The 24,863-nt window shown below is 56.4% G+C and carries 19 protein-coding genes; 13 read left to right on the forward strand and 6 right to left on the reverse strand.

What is annotated here, in order from left to right; genetic code table 11:
* Nucleotides 1-4 precede the first annotated feature (4 nt).
* The 4 genes from xylB to uspE all read left to right on the forward strand — a co-directional run bounded on the left by xylB (nt 5) and on the right by uspE (nt 4,955).
* Nucleotides 5-1,474 carry a xylulokinase gene (gene xylB / locus ACN28Q_RS24655; protein WP_095848750.1) on the forward strand — a complete coding sequence of 490 codons (1,470 nt, stop codon included), beginning with the start codon at nt 5-7 and terminating at the stop codon, nt 1,472-1,474.
* Nucleotides 1,475-1,528: 54 nt separating this feature from the next.
* Nucleotides 1,529-2,821 carry an MFS transporter gene (locus ACN28Q_RS24660; protein ID WP_095848751.1) on the forward strand — a complete coding sequence of 431 codons (1,293 nt, stop codon included), beginning with the start codon at nt 1,529-1,531 and terminating at the stop codon, nt 2,819-2,821.
* Between the two features lie 281 nt (nt 2,822-3,102).
* Nucleotides 3,103-3,867 (forward strand): fumarate/nitrate reduction transcriptional regulator Fnr, encoded by a 765-nt coding sequence (fnr, locus tag ACN28Q_RS24665; RefSeq protein WP_095848752.1) that lies wholly within the window; start codon nt 3,103-3,105, stop codon nt 3,865-3,867.
* Between the two features lie 125 nt (nt 3,868-3,992).
* Nucleotides 3,993-4,955 carry a universal stress protein UspE gene (gene uspE, locus ACN28Q_RS24670; RefSeq protein WP_095848753.1) on the forward strand — a complete coding sequence of 321 codons (963 nt, stop codon included), beginning with the start codon at nt 3,993-3,995 and terminating at the stop codon, nt 4,953-4,955.
* Between the two features lie 96 nt (nt 4,956-5,051).
* Here the strand turns inward: uspE and fabV are convergent, their stop codons facing one another.
* From fabV to pntA, 3 genes are all read right to left on the reverse strand, one after another.
* A complete protein-coding gene (gene fabV, locus ACN28Q_RS24675) occupies nt 5,052-6,245 on the reverse strand; it encodes an enoyl-ACP reductase FabV (RefSeq protein ID WP_095848754.1) in 1,194 nt (397 codons plus the stop codon).
* A gap of 200 nt (nt 6,246-6,445) precedes the next feature.
* Nucleotides 6,446-7,840, reverse strand: coding sequence for a Re/Si-specific NAD(P)(+) transhydrogenase subunit beta (pntB, locus tag ACN28Q_RS24680; protein ID WP_095848755.1), 1,395 nt, complete (start codon nt 7,838-7,840; stop codon nt 6,446-6,448).
* A gap of 10 nt (nt 7,841-7,850) precedes the next feature.
* The gene (gene pntA / locus ACN28Q_RS24685; protein ID WP_095848756.1) at nt 7,851-9,386 is read right to left on the reverse strand and encodes a Re/Si-specific NAD(P)(+) transhydrogenase subunit alpha; all 1,536 of its coding nucleotides are present in this window, start codon (nt 9,384-9,386) and stop codon (nt 7,851-7,853) included.
* Between the two features lie 536 nt (nt 9,387-9,922).
* On the opposite strand from pntA, the gene ydgH reads away from it, so the two are divergent.
* The 3 genes from ydgH to ACN28Q_RS24700 all read left to right on the forward strand — a co-directional run bounded on the left by ydgH (nt 9,923) and on the right by ACN28Q_RS24700 (nt 13,214).
* The gene (ydgH, locus tag ACN28Q_RS24690) at nt 9,923-10,873 is read left to right on the forward strand and encodes a DUF1471 family protein YdgH (RefSeq protein WP_095848757.1); all 951 of its coding nucleotides are present in this window, start codon (nt 9,923-9,925) and stop codon (nt 10,871-10,873) included.
* A 195-nt stretch (nt 10,874-11,068) separates the two neighbouring features.
* Nucleotides 11,069-11,527 carry an IS200/IS605 family transposase gene (gene tnpA, locus ACN28Q_RS24695; RefSeq protein ID WP_038918153.1) on the forward strand — a complete coding sequence of 153 codons (459 nt, stop codon included), beginning with the start codon at nt 11,069-11,071 and terminating at the stop codon, nt 11,525-11,527.
* 295 nt (nt 11,528-11,822) lie between these two features.
* Nucleotides 11,823-13,214 (forward strand): amino acid permease, encoded by a 1,392-nt coding sequence (locus tag ACN28Q_RS24700; RefSeq protein ID WP_095848758.1) that lies wholly within the window; start codon nt 11,823-11,825, stop codon nt 13,212-13,214.
* Nucleotides 13,215-13,238: 24 nt separating this feature from the next.
* Here ACN28Q_RS24700 and ACN28Q_RS24705 read toward each other — a convergent pair whose 3' ends face one another.
* Nucleotides 13,239-13,652: a hypothetical protein gene (locus tag ACN28Q_RS24705; RefSeq protein ID WP_095848759.1), complete on the reverse strand. Its 414-nt coding sequence runs from the start codon at nt 13,650-13,652 to the stop codon at nt 13,239-13,241.
* A gap of 249 nt (nt 13,653-13,901) precedes the next feature.
* On the opposite strand from ACN28Q_RS24705, the gene folM reads away from it, so the two are divergent.
* The 4 genes from folM to ACN28Q_RS24725 all read left to right on the forward strand — a co-directional run bounded on the left by folM (nt 13,902) and on the right by ACN28Q_RS24725 (nt 18,246).
* Nucleotides 13,902-14,624 carry a dihydromonapterin reductase gene (gene folM, locus ACN28Q_RS24710; protein ID WP_095848760.1) on the forward strand — a complete coding sequence of 241 codons (723 nt, stop codon included), beginning with the start codon at nt 13,902-13,904 and terminating at the stop codon, nt 14,622-14,624.
* 65 nt (nt 14,625-14,689) lie between these two features.
* Nucleotides 14,690-15,412: a two-component system response regulator RstA gene (rstA, locus tag ACN28Q_RS24715; protein WP_095848761.1), complete on the forward strand. Its 723-nt coding sequence runs from the start codon at nt 14,690-14,692 to the stop codon at nt 15,410-15,412.
* A complete protein-coding gene (gene rstB, locus ACN28Q_RS24720) occupies nt 15,412-16,716 on the forward strand; it encodes a two-component system sensor histidine kinase RstB (protein WP_095848762.1) in 1,305 nt (434 codons plus the stop codon). The genes rstA and rstB overlap by 1 nt, the downstream gene beginning before the upstream one ends.
* Before the next feature lie 33 nt (nt 16,717-16,749).
* A complete protein-coding gene (locus tag ACN28Q_RS24725) occupies nt 16,750-18,246 on the forward strand; it encodes a carboxypeptidase M32 (protein ID WP_095848763.1) in 1,497 nt (498 codons plus the stop codon).
* Between the two features lie 448 nt (nt 18,247-18,694).
* Here ACN28Q_RS24725 and ACN28Q_RS24730 read toward each other — a convergent pair whose 3' ends face one another.
* Nucleotides 18,695-19,606, reverse strand: a complete 912-nt coding sequence (locus tag ACN28Q_RS24730) for an alpha/beta fold hydrolase (protein WP_095848764.1) — start codon at nt 19,604-19,606, stop codon at nt 18,695-18,697.
* A 237-nt stretch (nt 19,607-19,843) separates the two neighbouring features.
* Here ACN28Q_RS24730 and ydgU point away from each other — a divergent pair, with 237 nt between their 5' ends.
* Nucleotides 19,844-19,924, forward strand: a complete 81-nt coding sequence (gene ydgU / locus ACN28Q_RS25210) for a small membrane protein YdgU (protein WP_095848765.1) — start codon at nt 19,844-19,846, stop codon at nt 19,922-19,924.
* 113 nt (nt 19,925-20,037) lie between these two features.
* On the forward strand, nt 20,038-20,847 hold the full coding sequence (locus tag ACN28Q_RS24735; RefSeq protein ID WP_095848766.1) for a trypsin-like serine peptidase: 810 nt from the start codon (nt 20,038-20,040) through the stop codon (nt 20,845-20,847).
* A gap of 31 nt (nt 20,848-20,878) precedes the next feature.
* Here ACN28Q_RS24735 and hrpA read toward each other — a convergent pair whose 3' ends face one another.
* On the reverse strand, nt 20,879-24,766 hold the full coding sequence (gene hrpA, locus ACN28Q_RS24740) for an ATP-dependent RNA helicase HrpA (protein WP_095848767.1): 3,888 nt from the start codon (nt 24,764-24,766) through the stop codon (nt 20,879-20,881).
* Nucleotides 24,767-24,863: the final 97 nt, after the last annotated feature.

The raw sequence follows: 24,863 nt of genomic DNA on the forward strand, positions 1-24,863 counted from the left end.
GCGCATGTATTTGGGACTCGATCTGGGCACTTCTGAAATCAAGGCGGTGGTGATCAACGACAACGGCGCCCTGGTTGCCAGCGCCGGCGAAACGCTGGACGTGCAGCGGCCGCATCCGCATTGGGCCGAGCAACACCCCAGCGCCTGGTGGCAGGCCACGCAGATAGCCGTTGCGCGCCTGCGGGCCAAAATGCCGGCCGCGCAGTGGGCGCAAATTCAGGCGATTGGCCTTTCCGGGCAGATGCACGGCGCGGTGCTGTTGGACCGTGAGGATCATGTGCTGCGCCCGGCCATTTTGTGGAACGACACACGCAGCGCGGCTCAGTGCGAGGCATTGACGGCCAATGCGCCTGAGCTGCACAGCATCGCCGGCAACCTGGCCATGCCGGGTTTTACCGCCCCCAAACTGCTGTGGGTGGCGCGCAATGAGCCGGAGATCTTTGCCCAAACCGCCTGCGTACTGCTGCCTAAAGACTACCTGCGTTGGATGATGAGCGGGGATAAAGTCTCCGATATGTCTGACGCGGCAGGCACGCTGTGGCTGGATGTGGCTAAACGCGACTGGTCAGACAGCCTGTTGGCCGCCTGTGGGCTGACGCGCGATCACATGCCGCGCCTGGTTGAAGGCAGTGAACCCACCGGGGTGTTGAAAACGGATATCGCCAACGCCTGGGGACTAAGTGACAACGTCACCATAGCCGGTGGCGGCGGTGATAATGCCGCCAGTGCGGTGGGTATCGGTGCCGTCAACGCCGGTGACGCGTTTATTTCGCTGGGGACTTCCGGAGTGCTGTTCGCCGTGAACGACCGTTTTCGCCCCAACCCATTGTCCGCAGTGCATGCGTTTTGCCATGCGTTGCCAAACCGCTGGCACCAGATGAGCGTGATGCTCACTGCCGCCAGCGCGCTGCGCTGGTTCTGCCAGTTGGTCGGCAGTAATGAAACCACCCTGCTGGCGGAAATCGCCCAGATGAACCAGGCCGAGCAACGGCTGGCGCCGATCTTCCTGCCGTATCTTTCCGGTGAACGGACACCACATAACGATCCGCAGGCCAGCGGGGCTTTCCATGGCCTGACCCATAGCCATGCACGCTCTGCGCTCGGTTACGCCGTGCTGGAGGGCGTGGCGTTCGGTATGGCCGACGGGCTGGAGGTTCTGCGCCAGGCGGGCACCCAACTGACGCAATGCTCGCTGATCGGCGGCGGCGCCCGCAGTGAGACGTGGGCGCAACTGATGGCCGATGTGCTTGATCTGCCCATCATCACTCATCAGGGCGGCGATGCCGGCGGCGCTCTGGGCGCGGCCCGTTTGGGCTGGCTGGCGCAAGGGGGCGATCTGCAACAGGTATGTAGCAAGCCGCCGCTCGCCCGGCGGTTTACACCTGAGCGCGCACGCCAGCCGCTACTGGCTGAGCGGCTGGCCACCTATCGCCGGTTATATCAACAACAGGTCGCACTGCGGCACCCGGCTTAAAACAATAACAACCGCCCTTCATCCCTAGCGGCTATGGCCGAGGAGGAGTTTGCTATGCAACAACACAAACATTGGTTCGGGTTACCGATGAACCTGTTCTGGGGCTATATCGCTATCGCCATTTTTATGAGCGGCGATGGCTTTGAGATGGCCTTCTTGTCAAAACATATCACCGATATGGGGTTTTCACCGGCGCAGTCCGCACTGGTGTTCACGGTGTATGGCCTGGCCGCCGCGCTGGCCGCCTGGAGCTCCGGCGTGGTGGCCGAGATTATTACGCCGCAAAAAGCCATGCGCATCGGCTTTATCCTGTGGGTCGTGATGCACGCGCTGTTTATGCTGTTCGGGCTTGGGATGAAAAACTACCCGTTGATCATTCTGTTCTACGGCATCCGCGGCTTAGCCTACCCGCTGTTTATCTACTCTTTCGTGATGTTAGTGGTACAGAATGTTCCCAAGCAGCAGCTTTCGTCCGCCATGGGCTGGTTCTGGGCGATGTACTCGATCGGTATCGGCTGTATCGGCAGCTATTTGCCAAGCTTTACCATCCCGCTGATCGGCGAAACCGGCACCCTGTGGTTCGCTATCGCCTGGGTATTGGTGGGCGGCCTGATGGCGATGCTGATGCTGCGCCACGTCGGCCAGGCCAGCACCAAGGCCCATTTGCCGCCGAAAGATAAACTGAAAGAGCTTTCGCGCGCGGTGACCATCCTGTTTACCAATCGCAATATTTTCCTGTCCTGCCTGATCCGTATTATCAATACGCTGTCGCTGTTTGGCTTCGCGGTGATCATGCCGATGTTGTTTGTCGGCCGGCTGGGTTTTAGCATGCCTGAATGGCTGCAGATCTGGGCGGTGTTCTTCTTCGTCACCATTTTTACTAACATTATGTGGGGAATTTTGGGCGAGAAAATCGGCTGGATGCGCCAGGTGCGCTGGTTCGGTTGCATTGGCTGCGCCATCTACAGCCTGGCGTTCTACTACCTGCCGGTGTACTTCGGCCATAACTTCTGGATGGCGTTGGTGCCTGCGGTGATGCTCGGCATCACCGTTGCCGCCTTTGTACCGATGACCGCCGTTTTCCCAGTGCTGGAACCTAACCATAAAGGGGCGGCTATTTCCATCTACAACCTCTCCGCCGGGCTGAGCAACTTCGCCGCACCGGCCATCGCTTCTATCATTTTGCCATTCTTTGATATCGTCGGCGTGGTGTGGGCATATACCGGCCTCTACCTGTTTGCCGCGGTCTTGACGTTGATCGTCAAGGTTGAACAACCGGGGCACAGCACGGCGGCCGCAGGCTATGCCATCCCCGACAAGGCGCTCGCCAAGGAAAGCAACCCGTAGTCGCCCAAACGGCCTGAATACCAGGCCGTTTGGCTGTTCAGTGTGCCTCAATACGCTACATCACCCAGCATGATTGTGTTGTTATTGCCCGCTTGAACCGGGCATTGTGCAAGCAGCGTGATGTAATCAACCACTTTGATATCAATAAGCTAAATAAAACCCTACTGCCAGCGTGTACAAAAAACGCACATAATATCCCGGTTCTTGTTATTGCTACCCTTATCACCCGCAATAAAAGATGTTAAAATTGACGCATATCAATTATTGCATGAGCGTAATCTATGATTCCGGAAAAACGCGTGATTCGTCGTATCCAGTCGGGTGGTTGTGCAATCCACTGCCAGGACTGCAGCATCAGCCAACTGTGCATTCCCTTCACTCTTAATGCGCACGAACTGGATCAGCTCGACAACATTATCGAAAGGAAAAAGCCAATTCAAAAAGGCCAAACCCTGTTTAAAGCCGGTGATGAGCTGAAATCGCTGTACGCTATCCGCTCCGGAACCATCAAAAGCTACACCATTACCGAACAAGGCGACGAGCAAATCACCGGTTTCCATCTGGCTGGCGATCTGGTGGGTTTTGACGCCATCGGCGCCCTGAAGCACCCCAGCTTCGCGCAAGCGCTGGAAACCTCGATGGTGTGCGAAATACCGTTTGAAACCCTGGACGATCTTTCCGGCAAAATGCCGAACCTGCGCCAGCAAATCATGCGCCTGATGAGCGGTGAAATTAAAGGCGATCAGGATATGATCCTGCTGTTGTCGAAGAAAAACGCCGAAGAGCGCCTGGCCGCTTTCGTGTATAACCTGTCGCGCCGTTTCGCGCAGCGTGGCTTTTCACCGCGTGAGTTCCGCCTGACGATGACCCGTGGCGATATCGGCAACTATCTTGGCCTGACGGTTGAAACCATCAGCCGCCTGCTGGGGCGCTTCCAGAAAAGCGAAATCCTTAGCGTGAAAGGCAAATACATCACCATCGAAAATATCGACGCCCTTTCCCTGTTGGCCGGCTCACAGCATATCAACGTGAGCGTTAACGCCTGATTGCCTGCCGGATCGCTAATTTCACTCAATTAGTGATCCGGTACGTTACTGCCGCTGTTCTGTTTTTCAATGTTGGGTTACTCTGTTACTGACAGACTGTTGATTTCAGCTGTATAGGAGGCCCTATGGCGAAGTATCAGAACCTTCTGGTGGCTATTGATCCCAACCAGGACGACCAACCGGCGTTGCGCCGGGCGGTATATCTGGTGAAACGGAATGGCGGGCGCATCAAGGCCTTTCTTCCCATCTATGATTTCTCTTATGAGATGACCACCCTGCTTTCCCCGGATGAACGCACCGCGATGCGGCAAGGCGTCATCAGCCAGCGCGCCGCCTGGATCAACGAGCAATGCCGCTTTTATCTGCAGGATGGCATTCCGATTGAAATCAAAGTGGTCTGGCACAATCGTCCCTTTGAAGCGATTATTCAGGAAGTCATTAATGGCAAACACGATTTGCTGCTGAAAATGGCGCACCAGCACGATCGGCTGGAATCGGTGATCTTTACCCCAACCGACTGGCACCTGCTGCGCAAATGCCCTTCACCGGTGTGGATGGTAAAAGACCAGCCGTGGCCGGAAGGCGGTAAAGCCGTGGTGGCAGTCAACCTATCCAGTGAAGAACCTTATCACGATCCGCTGAATATCAAGCTGGTGCAGGAAACCGTTGAACTGGCCAATAACGTCAACCAAACGGAAGTGCATCTGGTTGGCGCCTACCCGGTAACCCCAATTAACATCGCTATTGAACTGCCTGACTTTGATCCCAGCGTCTATAACGACGCTATCCGCGGCCAGCATTTGATCGCCATGAAGGCGCTGCGGCAAAAATTCCACATCAAGGAAGAGTTCACCCACGTGGAAAAAGGCCTGCCGGAAGAGGTTATCCCCGATCTGGCTGAACATCTGGGCGCCGGGATTGTGGTGCTTGGCACGCTGGGCCGCACCGGTATTTCGGCCGCATTTATCGGCAACACCGCCGAACACGTGATCGACCACCTCAAGTGCGATCTGTTAGTGATCAAGCCGGATGATTTCAACTGCCCGATTGAAAGTGACGAGGACGACGAACATGACGATGAGGATTAATCGCTAAGCTCTTCGCCAGCAAACGGCGCGATAAAAAAAGCCAGTCAGTTTAACTGACTGGCTTTTTACTGTCGGATTAGCGCCGTGGCCAGGAACTTACAGTTCTACCACGTCAAAACGCACGTCTGGGTTCACGTCCGCGTCGTAATCCACTTCCGGTAGGCCGAAGCCGAACAGACGCAGGAACTCCTGCTTGTAGCCGATGTAATCCGTCAGTTCACTGAGGTTTTCAGTGGTGATGGACGGCCACAGATCGCGGCACGCCAGCTGCACATCATCACGCAGCTCCCAGTCGTCCATGCGGATACGGTTATGGTCGTCCAGCGCCATATCGCTGCCGTACAAACGGGTGCGCATCAGGCGGTCAACCTGTTCGATACAGCCTTCGTGGATACCTTTTTCCTTCATGATCTTGAAAGCCATGGAGATATAGAGCGGCATGACCGGGATCGCCGAAGACGCCTGGGTGACCACCGACTTGAGCACGGCAACGTGCGCCGTGCCGCCTTTGGCCGACAGATCGCCACGGATGGCCGTTGCAGCACGATCGAGATCTTCTTTCGCGCGGCCCAGCGTGCCGTGCCAGTAGATTGGCCAGGTCAGATCGGTGCCGATATACGAATAAGCAACGGACTTAGCGCCTTCGGCCAGCACACCGGCTTGCTCCAGCGCGCTCATCCACAGCTCCCAATCCTGCCCGCCCATCACGGTGATGGTGTTCTGGATCTCTTCTTCCGTTGCCGGCTCAACGCTTGCACTGATGATCTGGTCTTTGTTGGTATCAATCGCGGTAGTGGTGTAAACCTCTCCGATCGGCTTCAAGGCAGAACGCACCACTTCGCCGGTATCCGGCAGTTTGCGCACCGGTGAGGCCAGCGAATAAACCACCAGGTCAATCTGGCCAAGGTCGGCTTTAATCAGCTCAATCACTTTTTCGCGACATTCATTGGAGAAGGCATCGCCATTAACGCTCTTGGCGTAAAGGCCGGCCTCTTTCGCTGCCTTGTCGAAGGCGGCTGAGTTATACCAGCCAGCAGTGGCCGGTTTGGTTTCCGTGCCGGCTTTTTCAAAGAACACACCGATGGTGGCGGCGCCGCTGCCAAATGCGGTGGCAATGCGGGAGGCCAGACCATACCCGGTAGATGCACCTATCACCAGCACACGCTTAGGGCCGTTGGCGATAACGCCATGCTCTTTGGTGTAGGCGATTTGGCGGCGAACATTGGCTTCACAACCCACCGGATGAGTGGTGGTACAGATAAAGCCGCGAACCTTAGGTTTGATAATCATAATGGGTCTAGGATCCGTTAAATGGATGAAATCGGGACATAAGATACCTCATTGCGCCCCTTTATTGTGATCTGATGTGTTAGATTGCGCAAATTCTGCGCCATTTTGCGCGATAAACCGGCGCAAATACCGCTTGGCGCAAAGAAAAATGCCAGCCGGGGAAGCCAGGCTGGCATTTGCGGTTAACACTGGCTGTGAAATTACTGCTTCAGAGCATGCAGGATGGCTTCCACGCTCTGTTTGGCATCGCCAAACAGCATCTGGGTGTTCTCTTTAAAGAACAGCGGGTTCTGCACGCCGGCATAGCCGGTGTTCATTGAACGTTTGAATACGATCACGTTCTGCGCCTTCCACACTTCCAGCACCGGCATCCCGGCGATCGGGCTGCGCGGATCTTCCAACGCTGCCGGGTTCACCGTATCGTTGGCGCCAATCACCAGCACGGTATCGGTATCGGCGAAATCGTCGTTGATTTCGTCCATTTCCAGCACCACGTCGTAAGGCACTTTCGCTTCCGCCAGCAGCACGTTCATGTGGCCCGGCAAACGCCCAGCGACCGGGTGAATACCGAAGCGCACGTTAATCCCACGGGCACGCAGCTTCTCGGTGATTTCCGCCACTGGATACTGTGCCTGCGCCACCGCCATACCGTAGCCTGGGGTGATGATCACCGAGCTGGAGTTTTTCAGCAGATCAGCCACTTCTTCCGCCGTGGTTTCACGGTATTCGCCCATTTCTTCGCTTTCACCGGTTGACGAACCGTCGGTACCGAAGCCCCCGGCGATCACGCTGAAAAACGATCGGTTCATCGCCTTACACATGATGTAAGACAGGATCGCACCGGAAGAACCCACCAAGGCGCCGGTGACGATCAGCAAATCGTTGCTCAGCATAAAGCCCGCGGCAGCAGCGGCCCAACCGGAATAAGAGTTGAGCATTGAAACCACTACCGGCATATCCGCACCGCCGATTGACGCCACCAGGTGCCAACCAAATGCCAGCGCGATGAGGGTCATGATCAACAGAGCGAACACTTCCAGGCCCACGCTGTCGGTGCGCACAAAAATCACCATCAGCAGGAAAGAAACCACCAGTGCGGCCAGGTTCAGCTTATGGCGAGCCGGCAGCATCAGCGGTTTGGATGAAATAATGCCGCGCAGTTTGCCGAATGCCACGATGGAACCGGTGAAGGTGACGGCACCGATGAAGATCCCGAGGAACACTTCGGTCAGGTGAATGTTTTCCATCACCGGATCGGCCAGGGTGCCGTGATCCAGGTAGCTGTTGAAGCCCACCAGCACCGCTGCCAGGCCGACGAAGCTGTGCAGCACGGCAACCAGCTCCGGCATTTCCGTCATTTCGACTTTCTTCGCCAGATAGATACCGATGGAGCCGCCGATAATCATCGCCAGAATGATCCAACCAACATTGCCGGAATCCGGGCCAAGGATGGTGGCAATCAGCGCGATCGCCATCCCGGCCACGCCAAACAGGTTACCCTGCTTGGACGTTTCATGGCGCGACAGGCCAGCCAGGCTGAAAATAAACAAAATAGCGGCAACAATGTATGCAGCTGTAACTAATCCTCCAGACATTTGTTACCCCTTAGTTCTTACGAAACATCTTCAGCATGCGCTGAGTGACGGTGAAACCACCAAAAATATTGATACTGGCGATCAGCACGGCGATGAAGGAGAAGAAACTCACCCAGCCGCCATGGCCAATCTGCAACAGCGCCCCGACGACGATGATCCCCGAGATGGCGTTGGTCACCGACATCAGCGGCGTGTGCAACGCGTGGCTGACGTTCCACACCACGTAGTAACCCACCACGCAGGCCAGCGCGAAGACGGTGAAGTGCGACAGGAACTCTTTCGGCGCCGCATCGGCCAGCCAGCCAAACAGGATGATCGCCAGTGCGATCAGGCCATATTTCAGCGCCGGCGATACCGGTTTTTTCTCTTCTTTGGCCACAGGATCAACGGCTGCCGCCTGTGGTTGTTTCGGCTGGGCAGAGACCTGAATCGGCGGCGCCGGCCAGGTGACTTCGCCGGCACGCACCACGGTAACGCCGCGGATCACAGTGTCGTCGAAATCGATGTCAACTTCACCGTTCTTCTCTTTGCAAAGCAGTTTGAGCAGGTTAACCAGGTTGGTGCCATACAGTTGGGAAGATTGCGTTGGCAGGCGGCTGGGCAAATCGGTATAGCCGATGATTTTTACCCCGTGCTCCGTCTCGGTGACTTTATCGGCCACGGTCAGTTCACAGTTGCCGCCGGTCTGCGCGGCCAGATCGACAATCACGCTGCCCGGCTTCATCGAAGCCACCATCTCTTTGGTGATCAACGTCGGTGCCGGTTTCCCTGGAATCAGCGCGGTGGTGACAATGATGTCCACGTCTTTCGCCTGCGCGGCGAACAATGCCATTTCCGCCTTGATAAAGGCTTCGGACATCACCTTGGCGTAGCCATCGCCACTGCCGGCTTCTTCTTCAAAGTCCAGCTCGAGGAATTCCGCCCCCATGCTTTTGACCTGTTCTTTAACCTCTGGGCGGGTATCGAACGCACGCACGATAGCCCCCAGGCTACCTGCCGCGCCAATCGCCGCCAGCCCGGCCACACCGGCACCAATCACCATGACTTTAGCCGGCGGAACTTTGCCTGCGGCGGTAATCTGGCCGGTAAAGAAGCGGCCAAACTCATGGGCGGCTTCAACGATCGCACGATAGCCCGCGATATTGGCCATCGAGCTCAGGGCATCCATGGATTGCGCTCTGGAAATCCGCGGCACCGCATCCATTGCCAGCGCAGTGACTTTGCGCGCGGCCAGTTGTTCCATCAATGCCGGGTTTTGCGCTGGCCAGATAAAGCTGACCACGGTTGCGCCCTCACGCATTAATGCAATTTCATCTTCTTGCGGCGCATTCACTTTCAGGATCAAATCCGCCTGCCAAACCTCAGCGGTATCGGCAATGGCCGCGCCCGCGGCTTCGTAAGCGCTATCCTCAAAACTTGCCAGCTTGCCCGCCCCACTTTCTATCGTGACGGTAAAGCCCAGTTTCAGCAGTTGTTCCACCGTTTTCGGCGTTGCTGCAACGCGGGCTTCATTGGCCAACCGCTCTTTTGGTACACCAATTCGCATAATATTCCCTTCTCACCTGTATTTGATGATATTTATTATCTTCCTACCCATAGCAATAACACCGGCACGCACCACCCAGGCGATGCTTGTTTGCCGGCGAATTCACGTGCCATCAATAACCTACTGAAATTAAGATTGATGATCCATAATTGCTTACGTCTTAAAGTCAGTTTTTACATAAAAAACCCCATAATGATATGACGAATCGCAATTTCTGATAAAAAACCTGTGCCGCACGCCAATTTTCTGCGTGATAACCCTATCAAACCGATAACCTTATGGCCCCGCAGACGTATACGTCAAAGGTAAAAGTTGGAAATCTGTAGATAACTAATCTTGATAGAGCCAAACAGTTTATTATTGAAACTTATAACAATTTAAGCATCATGGCAGGAAAACACCGCAAACAGATTTGTCCAGCATATGCAACAAAATGCTGAGACAGTGACAGAGGTACATGTAATAATCGGCGGCTGAATACCACTCAACAGTTCAGCACGTTATCAATGTTAATGCGCTAGGCGAAAGGATTTTTTATGAAGCTGAAGACCACGATCATCGCGTCTGCCCTGCTCTCTCTTACCGCTCTGTCTGCTCATGCGGCACAGGAATTAACGCCAGAGAAAGCAGCGGCCATTAAGCCGTTTGATCGCATCACCATTAGCGGCCGCTTCAATGCCATCAATGAAGCCGCCGATGCCGTATCCCGCCGTGCAGATAAACTGGGTGCCGACGCGTTCTACATTCAGGACATCAACAACAGCAACAACGGCGGCAACTGGCGTGTTACTGCGGACATCTACCATAAAGATGCCCCTGCGGTGGGCCAGGAACAAAACTATCGCGAAATTAATGGGGTGAAAGAGCTGCCGAAAAACGAAGCTTATCTGCTTGAGCCTTACGATACCGTCAGCGTGAGCGGTTTTTACCGCAGCCAGCCAGACATCAATGACGCCATCTCCCGTAAAGCGAAAGAAAAAGGCGCTTATTCGTTCTTTATCGTGCGCCAGGTTGACGCCAACCAGGGCGGCAACCAATATATCACCGCCTATATTTACAAAGCCGATGCGCCAAAACGCGTTGTGCAAAGCCCTGATGCCATCCCGGCCGATTCAGACGCTGGCCGCGCAGCACTGGCCGCCGGCGGCGCGGCCGCAGCCAAAGTTGAGATCCCGGGTGTTGCCTCTTCCGGCTCTCCTAGCCGCAACGTAGGCCGTTTCTTCGAGACCCAGTCTTCCACCGGTCAACGCTATACGGTTACCCTGCCGAACGGCACGAAAATTCAGGAAGTGAACAACGTCACGGCGGCGCAAATGCAGCCGTTTGATTCCGTCACCTTTACCGGCCATTTCAACAGCATGACGGATGTTTCCACCGAGGTGGCGAAACGCGCCGCAGCCAAGGGCGCCAAGTACTACCACATTACCCGCCAGTGGCAAAACAAGAGCGGCGGCAACCTGACCGTCAACGCCGATCTCTTCAAATAATCCGCGTCGTCAGCCTCTTCTGCGGGCAGGCCGGTTGGCCTGCCCGTTTTTTGTCGATGGAAAACCCCCAGCTAGGCTGGGGGTTCCGGAAAGCTTTCAGCTTTAAGCCAGTTATTAAAACCCCTTTTGATTTGTTAAAACATCTTGCGGTCTGGCAACTGCAAAAGTTCAACAAGAAATCAAAAGGGGGTCCCAATGGGGGACGAAAAGAGCTTAGCGCACACCCGATGGAACTGTAAATATCACATAGTTTTTGCGCCAAAATACCGAAGACAAGCGTTCTACGGAGAGAAGCGTCTGGCGATAGGCAGTATCTTAAGAAAGCTATGTGAGTGGAAAAATGTACGGATCCTGGAAGCTGAATGCTGCGCAGATCATATCCATATGCTTGTGGAAATCCCGCCCAAAATGAGCGTATCTGGCTTTATGGGATATCTGAAAGGGAAAAGCAGTCTGATGCTTTATGAGCAGTTTGGAGATCTGAAATTCAAATACAGAAACAGGGAGTTCTGGTGCCGGGGGTACTACGTAGATACGGTGGGGAAGAACACCGCGAAGATACAGGAATACATAAAGCACCAACTTGAAGAGGATAAAATGGGCGAGCAGTTATCGATCCCTTACCCGGGTAGCCCGTTTACGGGCCGTAAGTAACGGGGTCTGATGCAAATGTCAGATCGTATGCGCCTGTTAGGGCGCGGCTGGTAACAGAGCCTTATAGGCGCATCAGAAAAACCTCCGGCTATGCCGGAGGATATTTATTTTCCGTAACCGAATAATGAATAACTTTTTACCCACTCCGCATATTCAATCATTGCATGCTGTTGCCTCCCACCGTAAAATCTGCGGCAAAAATTAGGGTAATCCTCTTTTTAATTACGAATGGTTATTACTTTGTTGCAACCATTTAATGCCCCGTAGTTGATTATTCTGCATTCAAGGTCTGTCATTGGAAAAAAAACTTGGTCTTACCGCATTAACCGCACTGGTGCTCAGCTCCATGCTTGGCGCTGGGGTGTTCAGCCTGCCGCAGAACATGGCCGCAATCGCCAGCCCGGCGGCACTACTGCTGGGCTGGGGGATCACCGGCGTGGGCATCCTGTTCCTGGCGTTCGCCATGCTGTTGCTGACCCGGCTGCGCCCCGATCTGGACGGCGGCATTTTTACCTACGCCAAAGAAGGTTTTGGCGATTTGGTCGGTTTTTTCTCTGCCTGGGGCTACTGGCTGTGCGCGGTGATCGCCAACGTGTCTTATCTGGTGATTGTCTTTGCTGCCCTGAGCCTGTTTACCGATCGCAACGGTGCGGTGATTTTTGGCGACGGTAATACCTGGCAGGCGTTGCTGGGGGAATCCTTGCTGCTGTGGATGGTTCATTTGCTCGTGCTGCGCGGCGTACAGACCGCTGCCGGCATCAACCTGGCGGCGACGCTGGCGAAGCTGTTGCCGCTTGGCCTGTTTACCGTGCTGGCAATCTTCGCGTTCAGGCTGGATGTGTTCACCCTGGATTTCCACGGCGTGGCCCTGGGCAAACCGGTTTGGGAACAGGTCAAAAACACCATGTTGATCACGCTGTGGGTGTTTATCGGCGTGGAAGGCGCGGTAGTGGTTTCCGCCAGGGCGCGTCAGAAGAAAGACGTTGGCCGCGCCACCCTGCTTGCCGTGCTGGCGGCGCTGGCGGTGTATCTGCTGATCACGCTGCTCTCGCTTGGCGTGGTGCCGCGGCATGAGCTGGCGCAAATGCGCAACCCGTCAATGGCCGGGTTGATGGTAACGCTGCTCGGCCCATGGGGCGATATTATTATTGCCGCAGGGTTGGTGGTATCGGTCTGCGGCGCCTACCTGAGCTGGACCATTATGGCGGCGGAAGTCCCGCTGTTGGCGGCGCAACACGGTGCTTTCCCCAAAATTTTCCGCTGGCAGAACCGCCACCACGCCCCGGCCGCTTCGCTGTGGCTGACCAATGGCGCAGTACAGGCCGCACTCTTGCTAATTTGGCTGACCGGCAGCAACTATAACGCCTTGCTGACCATCGCTTCCGAGATGATTTTGGTGCCGTATTTTCTGGTGGGCGCGTTCTTATTTAAAGTCGCACGGCAACGCCGGGATAACCGCCTGCTGCTGGTGGCCGTGGGAGCATGCGCCTATGGCTTATGGTTGTTGTACGCTTCGGGGATGATGCACTTATTGATGTCGGTGCTGTTGTATGCGCCGGGGCTGTTGGTCTTTACCGCTGCCCGCCGCAGCCATCAGGCCGCTGAACTGCTAAACCGATTGGAGAAAGGCGGAATTTGCCTGCTGCTGCTGGCTGCCGTGCCCGCCGGTTGGTTCTTGCTGCATTAGTGGAGCTGGCCGGGCAAGCCCCGGTCAGCCACCCTGGCAATGGGTGATAACGATACGTTCCCCCACTTGAGCAATCACGATATGCGCGGCGCACTCGCGCTGAATGGCCTTTAATTGCCCGGCATCCAATGCGTAAGGCAGTTGAATATCAAAGGCCGACAGCCCCTGTTTCTCCGCCAGATCGATCAGGCGAACAATATTGGTTTCATCGCTGACTTGCGTCGAGACTACCTGCAACGCCAGCTCTTTTAAGCGCTCGTTACGCGTTTGCGCCGCCGCAGCGCCACGCGATTTTAAAACCATGCCAAAAATTGGCATCACGCCATAAATGGCATCGACAAAGCGCCAATGCTTTTTGCACGATGCGGACAGAAAATCCATGTAATCAAAACAGATTTTCTCACTGTGCTCGACGGATGCAAGGTGACTGCTGCTCATCCCTTCCTTCCTCTCATGGCCAGTGGATACATCCCTATTGGGGACTCAACGCGAAACCCTACCCCAAATAATTAGCGTTGCAGGCCGGCGGCAATCAAACAAAACCCGATGGCCTTACGCAAGTAAGTGATTCGGGTAACAGAACGCAGCCAACACACCTGTAACTTGAAGTATGTAGGTATACCTATTTTCCGCCGTATAATGGCATAATTCCCCTACTGTTTGCCAGCCTGCTCAGGAGCTTTATTAATGGAATCACATCACCCGGCCCCCATACTGATTACTGGCGGCGCCCGCAGGATTGGGCTTGCACTTGCCAGGTCATTTTTACAACGGGATATTCCGGTGATCATCGCTTACCGCAGCGATTACCCCACGCTGGCAGAATTAAAACAGCTTGGCGCCATTTGTATTCAGGGTGATTTTTCCACTCACGAAGGCATCTACCATTTTGCCGGGCGCGTACAGCAGGCCGCGCCCAAACTGCGGGCGGTTATCCATAATGCCAGCGCCTGGCTGGCGGAATCGCCCGATATGCCGCCGGAACAGGTTATGGCAGCGATGCTGCAAATCCACGTCTATACGCCCTATCTGCTTAATCAGTTACTGGAGCAGAACCTGCGCGGCCAGGGGCTGGCCGGCGCGGATATCATCCACCTGACCGACTACGTGGTGGAAAAAGGCAGCGATAAACATATCGCCTACGCCGCCAGCAAAGCCGCATTGGATAACATGACGCGCTCGTTTGCCCGCAAGCTGGCGCCGGAGGTGAAGGTGAATGCCATCGCCCCTTCGCTGATCCTGTTCAACCCAGGCGATGATGCTGCCTACCGCCAGCAGGCGCTGCAGAAATCGCTGATGAAAATCGTGCCGGGCGAAAATGAGGTGGTCAACCTGGTCGATTATCTGTTGGGCAGTTGCTACGTTACCGGGCGCACCCATGGCGTCGACGGCGGCCGCCCGCTGCGCTAAAGGCATGGCGCAGGCCATAGCGGCGCGTTATGCTGCTTACGGTGTCCCTAACGAAACGACAAATAATGCATAAAATTGTTTTTGTAGAAGACGATCTGGAAGTGGGCAAACTGATCGCAGCCTATTTGGGTAAACATGATATCGATGTGCTGATTGAACCGCGCGGTGATACCGCCCAGGCGCGTATTGAGCAAGAACAGCCGGATTTGGTGTTGCTGGATATTATGCTGCCGGGCAAAGACGGTATGACGCTGTGCCGCGATCTGCGCCCGATATTCCCCGGCCCGATTGTGCTGCTCACTTCGCTCGACAGCGATATGAACCATATCTTGTCGCTGGAGATGGGCGCCAATGACTATATTTTGAAAACCACGCCGCCGGCCGTGCTGTTGGCCCGCCTGCGGCTGCATCTGCGCCAACACGGCAACCAGCCGAAAGAAGCACTGACGCAAACCATTACCCCGCATAACACCCTGCACTTTGGGCTGCTGTGCATCGATCCGACCAACCGGCAGGTGACGCTCGGCGATGAGAACATCACCCTGTCCACCTCAGATTTTGATCTGCTGTGGGAACTTGCCACCCACGCTGGGCAAATCATGGATCGCGAAGCGCTGCTGCAAAACCTGCGTGGCGTAAGCTATGACGGGCAGGATCGCAGCATTGATGTGGCGATCTCACGGCTGCGCCGCAAGCTTTACGATAACGCGCTGGAACCTTTTCGCATCAAAACCGTGCGCAACAAAGGCTATCTGTTCGCGCCGAATGCCTGGGATGTGGTGCAGTAATGAAAAAACTTTTCATCCAGTTTTTTCTCCTGCTTTTTGTCTGTTTTCTGGTGATGACCATGCTGGTTGGCTTAGTCTACAAGGTTACCGCCGAACGTGCCGGCCGGCAGTCAATGGACGATCTGATGAAAAGCTCGCTGTATTTGATGCGCAGCGAGCTGCGGGAAATCCCACTTAAAGACTGGAATAAAACCATCGCCACGCTGGATCTGAACCTGTCTTTCAAACTGCATATTGAGCCGCTGGGCAAACAGGCGCTAAGTGACGAGTTGAAAAAGCGCCTGCGGCAGGGCGAGATCGTCGCGCTCGACGATCAATATACCTTTATGCAGCGCATACCACGCAGCCATTACGTTCTGGTGGTCGGCCCGATCCCTTATCTGTTTTATCTGCACCAGATGCGCTTGCTCGATCTGGCGGTATTGCTGTTAATCGGCATGTCCCTGGCGCTGCCGGTGTTTCTCTGGATGCGCCCGCACTGGCGCGATTTAATGAAGCTGGAAAACGCCGCACAGCGCCTGGGCGCCGGGTACCTGGACGAGCGTGCCCATTTCGAGCCCACCTCCAGCCTCAGCCGGCTTGGCGTGGCGTTCAACCAAATGGCCGATAACATCAATACCCTGATCGCCAGCAAGAAACAGTTGATTGACGGTATTGCGCACGAGTTGCGCACACCATTGGTGCGCCTGCGCTACCGCCTGGCGATGAGTAATAACCTGACGGATGACGAACAGCAGGCGCTCAATCGCGATATCGGCCAGTTGGAATCGCTGATCGATGAATTGCTGACTTACGCACGCCTGGATCGCCCACAGGTGGCGCTGAATATCGGGCCGATTGATTTACCCGTTTGGCTTCAGGATAAAATCGCCGATGTGCGCCTGATCCATCCTGACCGCGAAATTCTGCTGGATATCCCGCATCCTGGCAACTTCGGCGGCGCCGATGTGCGCTTAATGGAACGGGTGCTGGATAATCTGGTCAACAATGCACTGCGCTACTGCCAGCAACGGCTGCGCATTAGCCTGTGGCTGGATGGCGATTTGGCCTGCCTGCAGGTTGAGGACGATGGGCCGGGTATCCCGCTGGAAGAGCGTGAACGGGTATTCGAACCCTTTGTTCGCCTTGATCCCAGCCGCGATCGCGCCACCGGCGGTTGCGGACTGGGCCTGGCCATCGTGCATTCCATTGCCCTGGCATACCAGGGGCAGGTTTTTGTTGAGGGTAGCCCGCTAGGCGGCGCCAGTTTCCGTTTCTGCTGGCCCGTGAAACACCCTCTTGGTTTAACCACCGAGCCGGTTTAGCGCCGGCCGGCCGAAGGCACTTGGGAGCTGACTATGACTGCTGCAACATCTTCATCCGCCTATGGCGAACTTTGTACTCTGTTCACGCGCCTGGCGCGCTTTGATCATCTTTCTGCCATCGCCGGTTGGGATATGCAGACCATGATGCCGCCCGGCGGCAGCAAAGCGCGGGCAGAGGCCTTAGCAGAACTCAGCGTGCTGCGGCACCAGCTTTTGTCGGCACAGACAACCGGCGCCCTGCTCGATCGCGCCTGGCAGGAAACGCTAAGCGAGATTGAGCGCGCCAACCTGGTGGAAATGCGGCGCCAGTATGACAATGCCGTGGTGGTGCCGGCCGATCTGGTGGAAGCCAAATGGCTGGCCGGCGCGCGCTGCGAACATGCCTGGCGTGTACAGCGCCCGGCCAACGACTGGCAAGGCTTTGCCGAAAACCTGCAGGAGGTGGTGAAACTCAGCCGCCAGGAAGCGCAGATCCGTGCGCAGGCCGCAGGCTGCGGCCGCTATGACGCCCTGTTGGCTATGTTTGAACCCGGGCTGCGCAGCAGTGAACTGGATCGTATTTTTGCCGATCTGACCACTTGGCTGCCGGATCTGCTGCAACGGGTGGTCGCCAGGCAGCAGCAGGAACCGCTTCTGACGCCGCAGGGGCCATTCGACATTGAGCGCCAGCGCCAATTAGGGCTTAGCGCGATGAAATTGCTCGGCTTCAACTTTGACGCCGGCCGTGTGGACGTTAGCGCACACCCATTCTGCGGCGGCGTACCGGAAGACGTTCGGATCACCACCCGCTATAACGAAACGGAATTTCTTACGGCCTTGATGGGCATCGTGCATGAAACCGGCCACGCCCGTTATGAACAGAACCTGCCGCGCGAATGGCTGGGACAACCGATTTCCTCCGCCCGCTCCACCGCCATTCACGAATCACAAAGCCTACTGTTTGAAATGCAGTTGGCGCGCACCGAAGGTTTTCTCAAGCACCTGCGCCCATTGGTGGTTGCACAATTTGGCGAACAGCCGGCGTTGGCTGAAGACAACTTTATCCGCCTTAACCAGCGGGTAAAACCGGGCTTAATTCGCGTTAACGCCGACGAAGTCAGTTACCCGGCGCACATCATCCTGCGCTATGAAATAGAAAAGGCACTGATTGAAGGCGATATCGAGGTGGCGGATATCCCCGCGTTGTGGAACGAGAAAATGCAGCGCTATCTGGGGCTGGACACCGTTGGCAACTACCGTAACGGCTGTATGCAGGATATTCACTGGACCGATGGCGCTTTCGGCTACTTCCCGACCTATACGCTGGGCGCCATGTACGCGGCACAGTTGTTCAATGCCGCACGCCAGGCAATCCCAACGCTGGATAGCGATATCGCCCAGGGTAACCTCACTTCGCTGTTCCATTGGCTGCAACAAAATATCTGGCAACACGGCAGCCGCTACCCGACGGCCGAGTTAATCGGCAACGCCACCGGCGAACCATTAAATCCACGTTATTTCCGGCAACACCTGGAAAGCCGTTACCTGTAAAACAAACGCGCACCGCGCAGAAACGCCCAACAAATTTTCTTTTGTTGGGCGTTGTGTGCCGGGTGACCCCGGATTTACCGCATCCACATAATGAAGAGTGATCCCGGCCTCGCCACCAGGCAAAAGCATAATCACGGAAAATATGCGCTGAATGTTCTTTTATTGCCTAGCACAGTCGGATCCTGACGGGATAATCGAGGCTGGAAAAGGGTTCATCGAGCGGGAGAATACCCGACTCACAGATTAATGCCCGGGCCAAGGCGCTCTTTGTTGTTCACCCACCGAAACTGCCGTCGTACCTCCCTGGCGGTTGGCGTATGGATGTTACATAGCGCTATATCGCTGCGTCTTTGCACTACTGCTGCAGACTGCTGGTTGTACTGCTTCTATATGTATGTTGTAACTAAAATCACTGCCGCATTGCCACTTTCCGTTGGCAATGCCCCCTTTAATCTCCCGCCGCTAGGGCGTGTTTAGCAATCATTTCGGCCAACTGCGGCCGCAGCGGCTGCGGCAAATCATGCCCCATGTCGGCGATAATTTGCAGCCTGGCGTTAGGTATCGCCCGCGCCACTGCCACCCCGCCGGCTTTGCGCACCAGACGATCGGCGCTGCCGTGGATCACCAGCGTCGGCGCCTGAATACGCCGGCTATAGCGGCGCAGATCGCCGCTGCCCAACAGGGCCGACAATTGGCGTTGCAACCCCTCGCTATCCACGCCGCGCGCGCAGATGCGTGCCACCGTGGCATCCAGCTCGTGCTCATCCATGGGATAGGCTTTACTGGCGATCTTGCGCAGGTGCGCCTTGATGTATGCCTGTTGCTGTTCCGCGCTGCCCACCGCCGGCTTTTTCAACAGCAGGTAAAGCAACGATGGCGCAGGCGGCGGCAATAGTGGCTGATTGGTGCTGGAGAATAGAATGCTCAGGCTGCTTACGCGCTGCGGATACTCGGCCGCCAACACTTGGGCGATCATGCCGCCCATAGAGCCACCGAGCACATGGGCGCGCGCAATCTGCAAATAATCCAGCACCTGCACAGCGTCCGCCGCCATGTCCGCCAGCGAATACGGTACCGGCGTCTGCCAGCCGAGCTGGGCACGCAGGATCAAGCGCCACAGCGGCAGGCGCCGCCGGCCCTGCGTTTTGCCCGACAGCCCCACATCGCGGTTATCAAAACGAATAACACGCAGGCCACGCTTAACCAGCGCCCGGCAAAAATCATCCGGCCACAGCAACATCTGGGCGCCGATGCCCATGATCATCAATAACGCCGGCGCATGTTCATCGCCCCAATCCTCATAGGCTATCGGTACGGCGCCGCCGGCCGTCACCCCACTGCGGATAGCTATATCAGTCATGTTCATTCCTGTTATCGGCGGCCCAAGGTGGCCAGTAATACAATCATCATAGCGGGCCCGGCCGGTAAAACCCAGGTTGTACATTGGGTTACATACCGAAACCAATAGTTTACGGAAAGCATTGCGGCCGTTCTTTATGATATCCACTCTGGCGCCGGGCTGAAATACCCGCTGCCGCCAGCGGCCATTGCATCAACCCCCGGTTCACCGGGCGTTTTATTATCGGGGGGCATACCCATGCTGCAGCGTTATCGGTTCGAAATCATATTGGTCATTTTGATCGCCTGTGGCTTGATCGCCTTCTTTTTTTATCTTTAACCCCGTTTGGCTTAATGCCGGAATTGTCGAAAAACCATTGCCGGGCACCCGTGAGCGGGTTAAGTTAGCGCGATGAATTTATGGATGTTCTGTCGTTGTCAGGCAAGAGACTTATGCATAAACCCCTATTGCTGTTGCTGTGTGCGTTCCCGCTTTCATTATCCTTATCAGCCCAGGCTGACGAATCGCTCACTGAGCAAACGCGGCTGTTCTTCGGCAAGGACGACCGCGTCAAAATAACGGAAACCAACACCTTGCCCTGGCAAGCCATCGGCCAGGTTGAAACGGCCAGCGGTAATCTGTGCACCGCAACGCTGATTTCCCCACACCTGGCGCTCACCGCCGGGCACTGCGTGTTGGCGCCGCCCGGCAAGCTGGATAAGGCGATTGCCCTGCGGTTTGTGGTTAATAACGAGCATTGGCGTTACCAGGCCGGGAAGATTGAAACGCTGGTGGACAGAAAGCTGGGGAAAAAACTGCAGCCGGATGGCGAGGGCTGGATTGTGCCGCCGGCCGCGGCGGCCTACGATTTTGCCCTGATCCGCTTGAAAGATCCCAAGCCGTTGCCCATCACCCCGCTGCCGTTGTGGCAAGGCGACAGCAAAGCGCTGACCCAGGCGCTGAAAGAGGCCGGGCGGTTGATCACCCAGGCCGGTTACCCGGCCGATCACCTGGGCGATTTGTACAGCCACCAAAACTGTAAAATTACTGGCTGGGCGCAACAGGGCGTGCTGTCACACCAGTGCGATACCTTGCCAGGCGACAGCGGCTCCCCGTTGTTACTGAAAACCGCAGAAGGCTGGCGGCTGATCGCCATTCAAAGCTCCGCCCCGGCGGCAAAAGACCGCTACCGCGCCGATAACCGGGCGCTGGCGGTAACCGCCATCAGCGATGCCCTGCAGGCGCTGGCGGCCAGAAAGTAACGCGGCCGGCTTGCTGCAGGCTGCCTTGCGCCTATGCCGATAGCTGATCGATGGTTTGCAAGATACGCTTGTCGGAGATCGGGTACGGCGTGCCCAACTGCTGGGCAAACAGGCTCACGCGCAGCTCTTCAATCATCCAGCGCACTTCTTTCACCTCATCGTCCTGCTGGCGTTTGGCAGGCAGCTTGTTGAGCCACTGCTGCCACGCCTGCTGCACCTGCTCCACCCGCAGCATCTGGGCGCGGTCACGGTGCGGATCGATGCTGAGCTTCTCCAAACGGCGCTCGATGCCGTGCAGGTAGCGCTGGGTATCCACCAGGCGCTTCCAGCCGTTGGCGGTGACGAAACCGCGATAGATCAGGCCGCCAAGCTGGGTTTTGATGTCGGAAAGCGCCAGCGCCAACGACATATCCACGCGCCCTTTCAAACGCTTATTGATGTTGAATACGGTCGTCAGGATTTGCTCCACCTGCTTGGCGATCTCGACCACCGTTTCATTTAGCTCGGCGCGCACCTTCTCCTGCAACGCGGCAAACTGTGTTTCCTGCCACACCGGCCCACCGTGTTCGGCAACCAGTTTATCCACCCCGCAGGCGATGCAGTCGTCGATCAGATCCAACACTTTACCGTACGGGTTGAAATACAGCCCCAGTTTGGCTTTGTTGGGCAATTTCTCATGCAGGTATTTGATGGGCGATGGGATATTCAACAGCAGCAGGCGGCGCGTACCTTGCCACATCATTTGCTGCTGCTCCAGCTCGCTGTCAAACAGGCGGATCGCCACGCTGTCTTTTTCATCGACCAGCGCCGGGTAGGCCTTCACTGCATAGCCGCCGCGTTTTTGTTCGTAGAACACTGGCAGGTTGCCAAAACTCCAGACGTGCAGATCACGCTGCTCCAGCCCGTCATCAGCCACGGCGGAAAGCGTTTGCTGCACCTTATCCTTCAGGCTAAGTTTCAGCGCCGCCAAATCTTTGCCCTCACGCAGCGGTTTGTTTTTTTCGCCCACCACGCGGAAGGTCACTTTCAGGTGATCGGGCACCTGATCCCATTGCCAGTCATCACGTGACACCGTAACACCCGTCATGCGGCGCAGTTCTCGCTCCAGCGCATCCAGCAGCGGCATGTCCAGCGAGGTCACCCGCCCCAGAAACGCTTCCGCATAGTTGGGCGCCGGCACGAAATTGCGGCGCACCGGCTTCGGCAATGATTTAATCAGGGCGATAATCAGTTCGCGCCGCAGGCCGGGTACCTGCCATTCGAAGCCGGCTTCTTCAACCTGGTTGAGGATCGGCAACGGGATATGCACCGTGACGCCATCAGCGTCGGCGCCCGGCTCAAACTGGTAGCTCAACCGCAGTTTCAAGTTGCCCTGGTGCCAAGCGTTCGGGTAATCCAGCGCGCTCACCTTATTGGCACCGTCTTTGATCAGCATCTCTTTTTCAAAACTGAGCAAATCCGGCTGCTGTGCGGCGGTAGCTTTCCACCATTGATCAAAGTGGCGTGCCGAAACCACCTCGTTCGGGATACGACGATCGTAAAAATTAAACAACGTTTCATCGTCTACCAGAATATCGCGGCGGCGCGACTTGTGCTCCAGCTCTTCCACTTCGGCCCGCAGCTTGAGGTTGGCGCCAAAAAACGCATGCCGCGTCTGCCAATCCCCTTCCACCAGCGCGTGGCGGATAAACAGCTCGCGGCACAGCAGCGGATCGATACTGCTGTAATTCACCAGGCGCGCCGCCACAATCGGCAGGCCAAACAGCGTGACCTTTTCCGTGGCCATCACCGCCCCCTGCGATTTTGACCAATGCGGCTCACTGTAGCTGTGCTTCACCAGATGCTGCGCCAGCGGTTCTACCCACTCCGGCTCAATACGCGCGGCAATCCGCCCCCACAGGCGGCTGGTTTCCACCAGCTCGGCTACCATCACCCACTTCGGCGGCTTTTTGAACAGCCCCGATCCAGGGAAAACGGCAAAGCGGGCGTTGCGCGCGCCGGTGTATTCCTGCTTATCCGCGTCTTTCTGGCCGATGTGCGACAGCAGGCCGGTGAGCAGCGCCAGGTGAACGGCGCGATAATCGGAAGGCACGCTGTTCACCTGCAGCCCCAGCTCTTTCACCACCTGGCGCAGTTGGGTGTAAATATCCTGCCACTCGCGCACCCGCAGGTAGTTCAGGAATTCACTGCGGCAAAGCCGGCGGAACTGGTTCGATGAATGTTCTTTCTGCTGTTGTTTCAGGTAATCCCACAGGTTGACGAACGCCATGAAGTCGGAGTCTTTGTCGGCAAAGCGGCGGTGTTTTTCATCCGAAGCCTGCTGTTTTTCCAACGGCCGTTCACGCGGATCCTGAATGGAGAGCGCTGCGGTGATGATCATGACTTCGCGCACGCTGCCAGTTTTTTGCGCTTCCAACACCATGCGCGCCAGGCGCGGATCGATCGGCAACTGCGCCAACTGCCGGCCCTGCGGCGTGAGCTGGTAATGCCCGCTGACGGCGGTTTTAATGGCGCCAAGCTCTTCAAGCAGGTGCACACCGTCCTGAATATTGCGTTTATCCGGAGCTTCGACAAACGGGAACGCGGCGATATCCCCCAGCCCCAGCGACGTCATCTGCAAAATAACCGATGCCAGGTTGGTGCGCAGAATTTCCGGATCGGTAAATTCCGGGCGGGAGAGAAAATCCTGTTCGGAGTACAGCCGGATACAGATGCCTTCCGAAACGCGGCCGCAGCGCCCTTTACGCTGGTTGGCCGATGCCTGGGAAACCGGTTCGATCGGCAGACGTTGCACCTTGGTGCGGAAGCTGTAACGGCTAATGCGTGCGGTGCCCGGATCGATCACGTATTTGATGCCGGGCACGGTGAGCGAGGTTTCCGCCACGTTAGTCGCCAGCACAATGCGGCGGCCGTGGTGCGATTGAAAAACGCGGTTCTGTTCGCTGTTCGACAAGCGGGCATACAGCGGCAACACTTCCGTGTGCGGCAGGTTCAGCCGCGCCAACGCATCGGCGGTATCGCGGATTTCACGCTCGCCGCTCATAAAGATCAGAATATCACCCGGCCCTTCGCGGCCAAGTTCGTCCACGGCGTCAAAAATGGCCTGTAGCTGATCGCGCTCGGTGTCGTCGGCATCATCCACCACCGGGCGGTAACGCACTTCAACCGGGTAAGTCCGGCCGGAAACCTCAATAATCGGCGCGTTGTTGAAGTGGCGCGAGAAACGCTGCGGATCAATGGTCGCCGAGGTAATAATCACTTTCAGATCGGGGCGTTTAGGCAACAGTTCGCGCAGGTAGCCGAGGATAAAATCGATGTTCAGGCTGCGTTCGTGGGCCTCATCGATGATCAGCGTATCGTATTGCATCAACAGCCGATCCTGCTGGATTTCCGCCAGCAGGATACCGTCGGTCATCAGTTTGACCAGCGTGTTGTCGCCGACCTGATCGTTAAAGCGCACCTTGTAGCCCACACTGCCGCCCAGCGGGGTTTCCAGCTCATCGGCGATGCGGTTGGCGACGGTGCGCGCGGCCAGGCGCCGTGGCTGGGTATGGCCGATCACGCCTTTCACCCCGCGCCCCAGCTCCAGGCAGATTTTTGGCAACTGCGTGGTTTTGCCCGAACCGGTTTCACCGGCGACGATCACCACCTGATGATCGCGGATCGCATTAAGAATATCGTCTTTTTTCTGGCTGACCGGCAGGCCGGCCGGATAGGTGATTTTCGGGCACGATGCCTGGCGTTGCTGCACTTTCAGGCGTGCGGCGGCAATATCCTGGGTTATTTCGCCGATGACGGCCTGCTGCGCCGCAGGATCTTTTATTTTTTTACTGCCGTGCAGCCGGCGGCGCAGGCGTTGTTGATCACGGAGCATCAGTTCATTCAACGGGCCTGATAATGCCGCGAGCGGTGATTTCACTGTCGGTATTCCTTGTTTCTTCGCTGCCCGGATTGCGGATTGAGCAACGTTTTCAAAATGGGATTAGCAATTTTCAGCTGCGGCGCATAGGGTAGCA

The sequence above is a fragment of the Gibbsiella quercinecans genome (assembly GCF_002291425.1).
Taxonomy (GTDB): domain Bacteria; phylum Pseudomonadota; class Gammaproteobacteria; order Enterobacterales; family Enterobacteriaceae; genus Gibbsiella; species Gibbsiella quercinecans.